Source organism: Sinorhizobium sp. Y406 (genome assembly GCF_058732025.1).
This window is the reverse complement of the sequence record NZ_CM178974.1, coordinates 969,907-982,183: the sequence shown is the minus strand read 5'-3', so window position 1 is coordinate 982,183 and position 12,277 is coordinate 969,907. Positions and strand designations below refer to the sequence as shown.

Below are 12,277 nucleotides of genomic sequence, written 5' to 3'. Positions count from 1 at the left end.
CTTGACCAGAATCCCGCGCGATCCGACGGAACGACCTGCCAGAGACGCCGGCAGGAAACAGTCACGCGCGGCCAAGCCGGCGCACGCTGCAGGCGAGACGATCATCCACGGCGCGGTGCCGCCGCGCGACGTCCTGTTGCGCTTCATCTCCGAGAATCCGCAGCAGGCGTCGAAACGCGAGATCGCCAAGGCCTTCGGTCTCAAGGGCGAGGCGCGAGTTGAGCTCAAGGCGGTTTTGCGCTCGCTTGAGGAGGATGGGCTCGTCGAGAAGAAGCGCAAATCGCTCCTTCGTCCCGGCGCCCTGCCCCCGGTTACGGTGCTCGACATCACCATCCGTGACATCGACGGCGAACTGATCGGCCGTCCGGCCGAATGGCTGGACGACGACGGCGTCGCGCCGGCGGTGCTCATCAAACAGCCGAGCGTCGCGAAAGGGAAATCCAAGACACCCGTCGCCGGTCTCGGCGACCGGGTGCTCGCCAAGATCTTCCCCGCAAAGGACCGTGGCGGCCCGGCCTATACCGGGCGCGTCATAAAGGTTCTCGATAAGCGCAAGGATGCGGTTCTCGGAGTCTTCCGCTCGACGCCCGGGGGCGGCGGTCGGCTGTTGCCGATCGACAAGCGTGGCGAAGAATTGCTGGTCGATCCGGATTTCACCGGAGATGCCGCGGACGGCGATCTTGTCGAAGTGCATCTGACCCGCCTCGGGCGCTACGGGCTGCCGCGGGCCCAGGTGCAGAACGTGATCGGCTCGGTCGCTTCCGAGAAGGCGATTTCGATGATCGCTATCTACGCGCACGGGATTCCCCACCTCTTCCCCGAGCGCGTGCTGAAAGAGGCCGACGCGGCCGAACCGGCGTCGATGGCGCACCGTGAGGACTGGCGCCCGCTGCCGCTCGTCACCATCGACCCGGCGGACGCCAAGGACCATGACGATGCCGTCCATGCCGAGCCGGATCCCTCGCCCGACAATCCCGGCGGCGTCATCGTCACCGTCGCGATCGCCGACGTCTCCTGGTATGTGAGGCCGAAGTCCGCGCTCGACCTCGAGGCCCTGAAGCGCGGCAATTCCGTCTACTTCCCGGATCGCGTCGTGCCCATGCTCCCCGAGCGCATCTCCAACGACCTTTGCTCACTCAGGGAGGGCGTCGACCGTCCGGCGCTCGCGGTGCGCATGCGGTTCTCGAAGGAAGGCCGGAAAGCCGGGCATAGCTTCCATCGCATCATGATGCGCAGCGCCGCCAAGCTTTCCTACAACCAAGCCCAGGCGGCGATCGACGGGAACCCGGACGACAAGACGGGTCCGCTCCTCGAACCGATCCTGAAGCCGCTCTGGGAAGCCTATCGCACCCTTACGCGCGGCCGGGAGCGGCGCCAGCCGCTCGAGCTCGATGTGCCGGAGCGCAAGATCATCCTGAAGCCGGACGGCACGGTCGATCGGGTCTTCGTGCCGGAACGACTCGATGCGCACAAGCTGATCGAGGAAATGATGATCCAGGCCAACGTCGCGGCCGCCGAGACGCTGGAGCAGAAGCGGCAGGCGTTGATCTACCGCGTGCACGACCAGCCCTCGCTTGCCAAACAGGAGAGCCTGCGGGAATTCTTGGCTACGCTCGACATCCCGCTCGCCAAGGGCGGCAGCATGCGGGCGAACAGTTTCAACGGCATCCTGGCCAAGGCCGACGGCAAACCCTACGAGACCATGGTCAACGAAATGGTGCTGCGCTCCCAGAGCCAGGCAATCTACAGCCCGGAAAACATCGGTCATTTCGGCCTCAATCTGATGCGCTATGCCCATTTCACCTCACCCATCCGGCGCTATGCGGATCTGGTGGTGCACAGGGCTCTGGTCGCCTCGCTCGGTCTCGGCGAAGGCGGCTTGACACCGCAGGAGGAAGGCGCGCTCGATGATATCGCCGCCGAAATCTCCACTTTCGAACGGCGCGCGATGGCAGCCGAACGCGATACCGTCGACCGGCTGATCGCCCATCACCTGAGCGGCCGCGTCGGCGAGGAATTCGACGGACGCGTGTCCGGCGTGACCAGGGCGGGACTTTTTGTCACGCTGCCTTCCTATGGCGCCGACGGCTTCATACCTGTATCGACGCTGGGACGCGACTACTTCATCTATGACGAAGCCCACCAGGCGATGTCCGGTGAGAAAACCGGCCTCGGCTACCGCCTTGGCGACCCCGTGCGCGTCAAGCTCGCCGAAGCGGTGCCCCTTGCCGGCGCGCTTCGCTTCGAGATGGTGAGTGAAGGGCGCAAAATGCCAACTGCGATGCGCTCCTTCCACAAGGCCGGCCGGCGCAATCGTGTAAATGCGGGCAAGCGGCCGGGCACGCGACCGCCGCGCGGCAGACGCTGATCCGTCCTACAGCGCCGCGCGTCTTGTTAGACGCGCAAAGGTCGCTGTAGCACTTTGAATTGCTGCATGTCTTTGTCCTTTAACCGAGGTCGATCAAAGGAGACATGCATGAGGGACGTGGCCCCCGTTCGGCACGAAGGATTTTGGACATGAAGGCAACGGCGACGGATATGCTTCAGTTCGGTGGTGCGGAAAAGGACGAACGGCCGGTCGGCCGCTCCATCAAACGCGGGCTTTTCGGCCGGTGCCCGGCCTGCGGCAATGGCCGGCTGTTTCGCAGCTTCGTCAAATCGGTCGATGCCTGCGCGGCTTGCGGCGAGCGCATGGATCATCACCGCGCTGACGACTTCCCACCCTATATCGTCGTGACGATCGTCGGTCATCTGGTGCTGGGCGGCTACATGATGACCGATCTGATACTGCCGCTTACGACCTGGCAACATCTGGCGTTTTGGGGGCCGGTGACGCTCGCAAGCGCGATCGCGCTGATGCAGCCGGTGAAGGGCGCGGTCATCGGTCTGCAATGGGCCTTGAAAATGCACGGCTTCGGCGGCCACGCGGACGAGCCGGAAGATGGTTTGCCGCCGCGAGACCCCTCCGCATGATGCGTGAGCGCGGTCGCGCTTCCCTGCCACGATCGCCGGTGAGCAAACATCCTGCGATCCGGCCGCGGGACGCGGCATCGATCATGCTGCTCGACCGGTCCGGTGGTACCGTGCGCGTGCTGATGGGCAAACGCCACAGCGCCCATGCCTTCATGCCGGATCTCTATGTGTTTCCCGGCGGCCGCTGCGACCCTACCGATTATCGGCTCCCATTCTCCGGCGACCTTCACCCGGCGGTTCTGCACGCGCTGAAAGCGACCGTTGGCCGACCGCTCACCGAGGCGCGCGCCAGGGCACTGGCACTTGCGGCCGTGCGGGAGCTCTATGAAGAGGCTGGCGTAAGCCTCGGAAGCAGGCACGAGGGGGCGCACGCCCCGCTTCCCTTTCTTCCCGACCTCACAAACTTGCGCTATATGGCTCGGGCCATCACTCCTCCGGGACAGCCGAGGCGTTTCGACACCCGCTTCTTCGCGATATTCGCGGACGAGGCCGAACTCGATCCGTCCGACGTTCTGGAAAGCCGGGAGCTTCAGGATTTGCAGTGGATCGACGTGAACGACTGTGCTCTTAGAATACCCGAGATCACCGCAATCATTCTCGCGGATCTGAGGCATGCCCTCGAATCCGATCCCCTGCTTCCCCGGGAAATACCGATACCGTTCTATTCCATGCGCCATCGGCGCTTCGTCCGCACGCTTCTCTAGAGCCGTATACGTTCACCCATGTTTGCGCTCTTGCCCTATTCGTATGTCATTGCCGCATTTCAGCGACGTCAGGTGAACCCACCTGGCGGCAAAATGTTCTAGGAACCTGACGAAATGTCGAAGCCGCTATCCGGAAAGCCTGCGCCGGTTGACGAAATCCACTGGCCCTCGCTGATCGCGGCTGTCGCCTCCATCACCTCCGTCGGCATTGCCATCGGCCTGGGGCTGCCGCTGCTCAGCATCATCATGGAGAAGCGCGGCATTGCCTCGACGCTGATCGGGTTGAATTCGGCAATGGCCGGGCTCGCCTCGATGGCGGCCGCCCCGCTCACGACCAAACTCGCGCATCGCCATGGCGTCGCGCCGACCATGCTGCTGGCAATCGTTCTTGCTGCCGCCAGCGCGCTCGGTTTCTTCTACATCACCGATTTCTGGCTCTGGTTTCCGCTCCGGATCATCTTCCACGGCGCCATCACCGTGCTTTTTATTCTCTCGGAATTCTGGATCAACGCGACGGCGCCGCCAAACAAGCGCGGCTTCGTTCTCGGCATCTACGGCACCGTGCTTTCCCTCGGCTTTGCCAGCGGGCCGCTGCTCTTCTCCATCCTCGGCAGTGACGGCATCCTGCCATTCGCCGTCGGTGCCGGCGTCATCCTGCTCGCCGCGATCCCGATTTATCTCGCGCGTAACGAAAGCCCCGTCATAGACGAAAAGCCGGGGCGGCATTTTATGCGCTATGTCTTCCTGGTGCCGACGGCGACCGCGGCAGTCTTCATATTCGGTGCGGTCGAATCGGGCGGCCTCTCACTTTTTCCGATTTTCGCGACACGCGCGGGATTCGGCGAGTCGCAGGCCGCGCTCCTGCTCACTGTCATGGGTGTCGGCAATTTCATCTTTCAGATCCCGCTCGGGATGCTCTCCGATACGGTTAAGGACCGACGCACGCTCCTCTCCGCGCTGACGCTGATCGGCCTCGTCGGCGCGCTTTTCCTACCCCTGCTCGTCGAAAGCTGGTTCCTGATGGCGCTGGTGCTGCTCTTCTGGGGCGGATGCGTCTCCGGGCTCTATACGGTCGGCCTTAGCCATCTCGGCTCGCGGTTGCAGGGTTCGGATCTTGCCGCGGCCAATGCCGCCTTCGTCTTCTCCTATGCCGTCGGCACCGTCGCAGGGCCGCAGGCCATCGGAGCAGCCATGGACGTCACCGGCAATAACGGTTTCGCCTGGACCATCGCCGCCTTCTTCGGGCTTTATGTTGTGCTTTCCATCGCCCGGATCGTTTTGAAGCCAAAACGGCCTTGACTTTTCGGGCGCGATTTGTAGTTTCGCGCCAACTTGACCGTGGCCCGCATCCGGTTGTTCACGGCTTTCATTTTCTATAAAGGCAGGACGACCATGGCGAAAGCTACCACCATCAAGATCAAGCTGCTGTCGACGGCCGACACGGGTTTCTTCTACGTCACGACCAAGAACAGCCGTACCATGACGGAAAAGATGACGAAGACGAAATACGACCCAGTCGTCAAGAAGCACGTCGAATTCAAGGAAACGAAGATCAAGTAAGATCATCGTTTCCTTATTTCGCAGGCGCCGACCGCAGGGTCCGGCGCCTTTTCTTTTGAAGACGGCTCTCGCGAGTTGTGCAATTTAACCCAAGCGAGCCACAGCGATCCTTTAAAATGACGCGCGGCGCTGCAAGCCGAAGCTACGCCACGTTGCGCGCGCCCGCAGAACTCACGGCTCAGTATAGGCGCCTGCGACTTTTCGGACACACAAGCGCAGCCAAGAGGTCTCGAAGCGCCGCGTGGGCGCTTCAAACAGTTTCGATCCGGGACGGCAGGCGGTAAACTCGCGCCATTCGTATCCAAGGAAAAACGCCACCTTCTTTCCGAAGCGGCGTTTTCAAAGGGGGTCGGCTGGTCCCAGCAGCGGCACGAGGAATCCGCAGACGCCGGAAGCCAGCCGACCGACCCCACGACCCAGGAGATGCGGCGGACCTGAGCATCATGGGGTAACGAATTGGTAATGGAAGTCGCACTTCCATGCCTATGAGCATTGCCTGAAACTAAAAAAAAATCAACGAATTCTTAATCACCGAAACAGGCTTGCTCGGTGTTTGGTTAATTTCTGTCCCGTATTCGGACGAATCCGAACGGGGCGCCCATGGAAGATGCTTTGCCCCAGCACCAGCGACGGCGCAACGATACAACCTTTAAGGAAGTTGGCAAGAGCAGACAAAGGCGGTCTGATGCGCCGCTTACCGACCGCAGACTGCTGCGCGCGGTGCTGCGGACAAAAGCGATGAGAGCAGACCTGCTCAAGCTGCGGCGGCGACGACCCTGTTTCGCCCATTGTTTTTCGCGTCGTAGAGCGCCACGTCGGCCCGCTTGAGCAAGGCTTCGGGCGTATCGCCCTCCGGCCGCAGGCTGGCAAGCCCGAGGGATGCCGTCACGCTCAACACCGCGTCGGCGCGGGCAATTTCGAAACCGCGGCTTGCAACCATCAGCCGAAGCCGCTCGGCGACGACCGCGGCCATCTCCGCCGGGGTATCGGGCATGACGATTACGAATTCCTCGCCGCCGAAGCGGCATGCGAGATCGGCGCCGCGGACAGTCGCCCGCACCCGGCTGGCAAATTCGCGCAGGACTTCGTCGCCGGAGTCGTGACCATAGGTGTCGTTAACCTGCTTGAAGCGGTCGATATCGGTGATGCAGATCGACAACGGCCGTCCGCGTGCCATCGCCCGATCGACGAGCAGCTTCAGATGACTGTCCAGATAACGGCGATTGTGGAGGCCGGTCAGATCGTCGGTGATCGCCAGTTCGATTGTCTGCTGCACGCTGGCGCGCAGCCGATCGTTGCACTGCTTCCGACGGATCTGCGTGAGGCAACGGGCGAGCAGTTCGTTGGGATCGACTGGACGCATGATATAGTCCGTTACCCCGAGTTCGAGCGCGCGCACGATCAACTCGTCATTGCCCTGGTCCGCAACGAGCAGAATCGGGATGAAACGCGTCCGCTCGAGAGAGCGCAATTGCGAGCAGAGACGCAACGGGTCGTAGTCGTCGAAATTCGCGTTGACGATGACGAGATCGAAATCGCTCTCGGCGGCTTCGAAGAGAGCGGCCTGCGGCTCGGCCATGACCGAGACTGCGGCAATCGGCTTCAGGGCCCTCAACAGCCGCTCCTGCGACGAGGCGCGGCCATCGACAAGGAGCACGGAACCGGGCTCGTCCGGTCGGTCCTGCCGCAGCAGTTCCTGCAGCCCGATCGTGTGCGTCGTCTGCGCCCTGAGGCGCAGCTCGTCGCTGACGTTCTTCAAGCGTACGAGGCTTTTCACCCGCGACATCAGTTGCAGGTCATTGACGGGTTTCGTGAGAAAATCATCCGCGCCGGCCTTCAGCCCGCGCACGCGATCGGAAGGCTGGTCGAGTGCCGTCACCATGACCACGGGAATATGCGCCGTTCGGCTATTCGCTTTCAGCCTCTCGCAAACCTCGAACCCGTCCATGCCCGGCATCATGATATCGAGCAGCACGAGATCCACCGGCGTCGTCTCGCAAATCGCGAGGGCTGAATGTCCGTTTTCGGCGGTCAGCACGTCAAAATACTCAGCCACGAGCCGCGCCTCGAGGAGCTTCACATTGGCTGGTACGTCATCGACGACGAGGATACGCGCAGTCATATCAGTTTCCCTGCACTTCAGGCGTCGCCCAGGTAGGTCTTGATTGTTTCAATGAACTTGGGAACGGAAATCGGTTTAGAGACATATGCTTCACACCCACCTTGGCGAATCCGTTCCTCGTCGCCCTTCATGGCGAAGGCGGTTACGGCAATAACGGGAATGACGTGCAGCTCGTCATCTTCCTTCAGCCATTTGGTCACCTCGAGACCGGAAACCTCGGGCAGCTGGATGTCCATCAGGATGAGGTCTGGCCGGTGCTTGCGCGCAAGTTCTAGCGCTTCCATGCCGTTGCGCGTCTGGATCGTCGCGTAACCCGAAGCCTCAATCAGGTCTCGGAAGAGCTTCATGTTCAGCTCGTTGTCCTCAACAATCATCACCTGTTTGGGCATGTCGATCCCTTGCTGTCTGTCGCCGCCTTGCAAGTCCCTTTTAGAGATATAAGCTTCGCAGTTGGCGACTCGACCCATTCCGTCATTCGCGAGGCTAGCGCTATTTGGTTGAAAAAGAGGTAAACCCGGCCGCCAAATGAAAAGAGATTCAACACGATGAAGAGCGCTGACGAAACAGCCATCGCCATTCTGTCCTGGCTCGCGAGCGAGCCGGAACTCATGTCGCGCTTTCTGGCGCTCTCCGGTACCGATATCGGCTCGCTGCGCCAGGCGGCTGGCGATCCCGGCTTCCTGGGCGGTCTCGTCGCCTTTCTGATGGAGCACGAGCCGACGCTGATGGCGTTTTGCGCCGGGACCGGAACGCCGCCGGAAGACGTGGTCAGGGCACACCAGGCCTTGTCCGGTCCGGCGGATTTTGCGGACGGCTGAGCGTAGCCATGTGGCAACCAGGAACCGGCATCCGTCTTTCCGACCGGCCGCTGATCGTCAGCGATGTCGATGAGGTCGTGCTCGAATTCCTGACGCCCTTCATGGCTTTTTTGGAGGCTCGGGACCATGCACTCCTTCCCCGCTCCTTCCGCCTTTCCGGCAACATAGTCGATCGGGTAAGCGGCGAAGCGGTGAGCGACGCGGCGGCGGAAGCGCTGCTCGACGCCTTTTATGCGGCGCAGGACCGGTGGCAGACGCCCGCGATGCAGGTGGTCGAGACGCTGAAAGGATTTTCCGGAGAGGCCGACATCGTCTTTCTGACGGCGATGCCGCCGCGTCACGCGGCGGCCCGCCGCCGGCTGCTCGACGCCCTCGATCTTCCGTATCCGCTGCTCGCCTCCGAAGAGCCGAAGGGACCGCTGGTCAAGCGCCTGCATCAAGCGCGCGATCTGCCGCTCGCCTTCGTCGACGATATTTTGCGCAACCTCCACTCCGTGCGGGAACACGCTCCAGGCTGCCTCCTCATCAACCTGATGGCGAACGCGGAATTTCGCGCCCTTGCACCCGCACCCGGCGTCGACATCCGCGTCGCCGCGGACTGGCCGGAGGCGGCGGAGCTGATCCGCGTCCATTGTCGCGCCCGTCCCGACGCCTGCTGAACCGCCCTTCAGCGCCGCCCGGCCGGGGCAAGTCATTACGGCGCGAACCGTCATTGCCTCAATTCCAATCGCATCAGGGGCCTGCCGTCCTTGCGCCGTGCCACGATCTCGAAGCCGGCGGCATCGAAGATCGTCGTCGAGCCGATACAGAGCGCGACGGATTTCGACTGCTTGGCATGGTCGATCGGACAGGCGTCGAGATACCGGGCGCCGGCAGCCCGGGCATGCGCGATTGCAGCCGTGAGCATGCGATGGCTCAACCCCTTGCCGCGCAAGGGCGAGGAAAGAAAAAAGCAACTCAGCGCCCAGACGCTCTCATCCTGCGCCTCGCTTGCTTGCAGCGGACGCGAAACGGTGCGTGGCGAATTGAATTGCGGCACGTCGGAGCGGGGGCCGACCTGGACCCAGGCGACCGGCTCGCCCACATGATAGCCGAGGAGGCCGGGCGGTGGTCTCGCCTCGATCCTGCGCCTCATGGCGTCCTTGCGTTCTCCGGCGCTCATCCTCATTCGAACGGCGTGCGGCAGGCGCAACGCTACGCACCAGCAGCCGCAGAACGCGCCTTGCGGGCCGAAAAGCCTCTCGAAGTCCGGCCAGCGATCCGCTGTTGCCGGCGCAAATTGCAGGGCGACATCCAATGAAGCCTCCAACGCCCGCTCACCACCACAGCGCCGCACGTCTGTCAGACACGCAAGCTCGCTGCATGATTCCGCCCTTAAATCGGTTCCGATTTAAGGAATCATGCAGTAGCGTAGAGCGTAAAGTCGCCCCGTTCAACATTTGTTCCCAGACATGCGAGACAGCGCTGTACCGATTTCCGGCCTCTGCCGAGACTGCCTGAAAGACCAGGCAGCCCTCGCCCGGCGGTGTCGCGCCTGCGGCAGTCCGCGTCTCCTGCACCACGCCGAACTCGATCGGCTCACTCTGGCGCATATCGACTGCGATGCCTTCTACGCCTCGATCGAGAAACGCGACAATCCAGAGCTCGCCGACAAGCCGGTCATCATCGGCGGCGGCAAACGTGGCGTCGTCTCGACCGCCTGCTACATCGCCCGCATTCATGGCGTGCGTTCGGCCATGCCGATGTTCAAGGCGCTCGAGGCCTGCCCCGAAGCGGTGGTGATCACGCCGAACATGGAGAAATATTCCCGTGTCGGGCGCGAAATCAGAAGCATGATGCTGGACCTGACTCCGCTCGTGCAGCCGCTGTCGATCGACGAGGCTTTCCTCGACCTGAGCGGCACCGAGCGGCTGCACCACGCCGCGCCAGCCCGGACGCTCGCCCACTTCGCCCGGCGCATCGAGCAGGAAGTCGGCATCACCGTCTCCGTCGGCCTCTCCTACTGCAAGTTCCTCGCCAAGGTCGCCTCCGACCTGCAAAAGCCGCGCGGCTTCTCCGTGATAGGACAGGCCGAGGCCGTGGATTTCCTGAAGGACCGTCCGGTCACCTTGATCTGGGGCGTCGGCAAGGCCTTTGCCGCGACTCTCGAGCGGGACGGCATCCGCACGATCGGGCAGTTGCAGACGATGGAAGAAGCAGAACTGATGCGCCGCTACGGCACGATGGGCCGGAGGCTTTACCGGCTGTCGCGCGGCCAGGACGAACGCATTGTCGAGACGGATGGGGAGGCCAAGAGCGTTTCATCCGAAACGACCTTCAACGAGGACCTGTCTCGCCCGGAGGAACTCGTCTCGCATCTCAGGCGCCTCAGCGAGCAGGTAGCCCTCAGGCTGCGCAAATCCGAACTCGCCGGTCAGACCGTCGTCCTGAAATTGAAGACGGCGGACTTCAAGAGCCGTACGCGCAACCGGCGGCTGGAGAGCCCAACCCGCCTTGCCGACCGCATTTTCCGCATCGGCCTGCAACTGCTCGAGCGGGAACTCGACGGGACGAGATACAGGCTGATCGGCATCGGCGTCAGCGATCTTTGCGATCCCGTTCATGCCGATCCGCCGGATCTCGTGGACCCCTTGGCAACGCGGCGGGCGGCCGCCGAGGAGGCGATCAACAAGCTGCGCGACAAGTTCGGCAAGACCAGCGTCGAAACGGGCTACACCTTCGGTCAACGGCGACGCGATCAATAGCCCGTGATGGAAGGCGCCGATTCAATTCCTTAAATATTGGAGGATAGCCTCGCTCGACAAGTCTGGCGTGTTACGGCTTGCATGCCGTTTGCAGGCGCCACCGTCGCAAATGAGGGTTTATCTTGCGTTCCACTCTCGGGATAGGGCTCGTCGTCCTCGCCGTGTCTTTGTCATCCGCCGCAGCAGCCGGCAAGTCGCCATTGCAGATCGTGATATCGCGCCAGCGGCAGTCACTCGCCGTCTATGACGGCGATCGAGTGATCGCCACCTCGAACGTGTCGACCGGCAGAGCGAACCACAGGACTCCGACGGGCATCTTTTCGATCCTGGAGAAGCGCCGGCACCACGAATCGAACATCTATTCCAATGCGCCTATGCCGTTCATGCAGCGGCTGACCTGGTCGGGCATCGCCCTGCACGGCTCGAACCACGTGCCGCACTATCCAGCCTCGCACGGATGCGTACGGCTTCCGGACCGCTTCGCCGCCGATCTCTTCAAGATCACCGAGCGCGGCATGCACGTGGTCATAGCCGAGCGGGAGGTCGCCCCCGTACGGGTTTCGAGCGACGTGCTCTTCCAGCCGAACCAGGCAAGGCCAGCGGCGCCGCTTGCCGACGTGCCCCTGCGCCCCGCTCTTGGTGATCTCGCGACCGGCAGCATTGAGGTCGCGACAGCCGAGCGATCTCCGCTACCGCCCTCGTTCGAACGGGACGGGGCGCCCATTCGCATTCTGATTACCCGGGGCGGCATGCGAGAGAGCGTGCGCGACCTGCAGATGCTCCTGAACGCGCTTGGCCACGAAGCCGGCGAGCCGGACGGTTACAGCGGCCCCGCGACACGCGCCGCCATCCGTGCCTTCCAAGTGGCCGAGGGCATGCCGGCCGATGGCGAAATCACGCCCGAGCTACTCCAGGCGGTCTTCCGCAAGGCCGGCCGCGGGACGCCGCCGAACGGGATCCTGCGCGTACGCCGGGCGTTCCAGCCGCTCTTCGAAGTCGATATCGACATCGCCGAGCCCGGAGTGGCGCTCGGCACGCATTTTCTGCAGTTTCAGGAACTCGACCCCTATTCGGGAGAAGGCAAATGGTTCGGTCTTTCTCTGGATAATGCGCTGACGAATGCCACGAAAAAGCGCCTTGGGATCACGACCGATGCGGACACCAGCGATTTCAACGCCCTGAAGCACACGCTCAACCGCATCTCGGTGCCGGAGGATACGCAACGGCGCATTGCATCCCTTCTTGCCGATGGCTCATCGCTTTCGATCTCCGATACCGAGAGCGGCATGGAGACCGGTGTAGGAACCGATTTCATCATCATCACGCAACCGTAAGCGACGGCTCACGGTCCGGGCC

The 12,277-nt window shown here is 62.7% G+C and carries 12 protein-coding genes; 9 read left to right on the top strand and 3 right to left on the bottom strand.

The genetic code is table 11. From position 1 onward, the window contains the following. The first annotated feature begins 1 nt into the window (after position 1). From rnr to rpmG, 5 genes are all read left to right on the top strand, one after another. The gene (rnr, locus tag AC4P1R_RS04660) at positions 2-2,368 is read left to right on the top strand and encodes a ribonuclease R (protein WP_069460771.1); all 2,367 of its coding nucleotides are present in this window, start codon (positions 2-4) and stop codon (positions 2,366-2,368) included. A gap of 149 nt (positions 2,369-2,517) precedes the next feature. Next, positions 2,518-2,973, top strand: a complete 456-nt coding sequence (locus AC4P1R_RS04655) for a DUF983 domain-containing protein (RefSeq protein ID WP_069460770.1) — start codon at positions 2,518-2,520, stop codon at positions 2,971-2,973. Then, a complete protein-coding gene (locus AC4P1R_RS04650; RefSeq protein WP_069460769.1) occupies positions 2,970-3,677 on the top strand; it encodes an NUDIX hydrolase in 708 nt (235 codons plus the stop codon). The genes AC4P1R_RS04655 and AC4P1R_RS04650 overlap by 4 nt, the downstream gene beginning before the upstream one ends. A 114-nt stretch (positions 3,678-3,791) precedes the next feature. Continuing rightward, on the top strand, positions 3,792-4,976 hold the full coding sequence (locus tag AC4P1R_RS04645; protein ID WP_069460768.1) for an MFS transporter: 1,185 nt from the start codon (positions 3,792-3,794) through the stop codon (positions 4,974-4,976). 93 nt (positions 4,977-5,069) lie between these two features. Beyond that, the gene (rpmG, locus tag AC4P1R_RS04640; RefSeq protein WP_034795357.1) at positions 5,070-5,237 is read left to right on the top strand and encodes a 50S ribosomal protein L33; all 168 of its coding nucleotides are present in this window, start codon (positions 5,070-5,072) and stop codon (positions 5,235-5,237) included. Between the two features lie 754 nt (positions 5,238-5,991). On the opposite strand, the gene AC4P1R_RS04635 is transcribed toward rpmG, so the two are convergent. After that, positions 5,992-7,359, bottom strand: a complete 1,368-nt coding sequence (locus AC4P1R_RS04635; protein ID WP_069460767.1) for a PleD family two-component system response regulator — start codon at positions 7,357-7,359, stop codon at positions 5,992-5,994. A gap of 17 nt (positions 7,360-7,376) precedes the next feature. Then, positions 7,377-7,748, bottom strand: coding sequence for a response regulator (locus AC4P1R_RS04630; protein WP_003537642.1), 372 nt, complete (start codon positions 7,746-7,748; stop codon positions 7,377-7,379). Between the two features lie 156 nt (positions 7,749-7,904). Here AC4P1R_RS04630 and AC4P1R_RS04625 point away from each other — a divergent pair, with 156 nt between their 5' ends. Both AC4P1R_RS04625 and AC4P1R_RS04620 read left to right on the top strand, forming a co-directional pair. Next, on the top strand, positions 7,905-8,177 hold the full coding sequence (locus tag AC4P1R_RS04625; RefSeq protein WP_069460766.1) for a DUF3572 domain-containing protein: 273 nt from the start codon (positions 7,905-7,907) through the stop codon (positions 8,175-8,177). Between the two features lie 8 nt (positions 8,178-8,185). After that, positions 8,186-8,836 carry a hypothetical protein gene (locus tag AC4P1R_RS04620; RefSeq protein ID WP_069460765.1) on the top strand — a complete coding sequence of 217 codons (651 nt, stop codon included), beginning with the start codon at positions 8,186-8,188 and terminating at the stop codon, positions 8,834-8,836. A gap of 50 nt (positions 8,837-8,886) precedes the next feature. On the opposite strand, the gene AC4P1R_RS04615 is transcribed toward AC4P1R_RS04620, so the two are convergent. Further along, positions 8,887-9,474 carry a GNAT family N-acetyltransferase gene (locus tag AC4P1R_RS04615; RefSeq protein ID WP_069460764.1) on the bottom strand — a complete coding sequence of 196 codons (588 nt, stop codon included), beginning with the start codon at positions 9,472-9,474 and terminating at the stop codon, positions 8,887-8,889. Positions 9,475-9,628: 154 nt separating this feature from the next. Between AC4P1R_RS04615 and AC4P1R_RS04610 the strand changes: the two genes are divergently transcribed. Together AC4P1R_RS04610 and AC4P1R_RS04605 are read left to right on the top strand one after the other, a co-directional pair. Next, positions 9,629-10,921, top strand: a complete 1,293-nt coding sequence (locus AC4P1R_RS04610; RefSeq protein WP_069460763.1) for a DNA polymerase IV — start codon at positions 9,629-9,631, stop codon at positions 10,919-10,921. A 122-nt stretch (positions 10,922-11,043) separates the two neighbouring features. Beyond that, entirely contained in the window at positions 11,044-12,255 is a 1,212-nt protein-coding gene (locus AC4P1R_RS04605) for a L,D-transpeptidase family protein (RefSeq protein ID WP_069460762.1), read from the top strand. Positions 12,256-12,277: the final 22 nt, after the last annotated feature.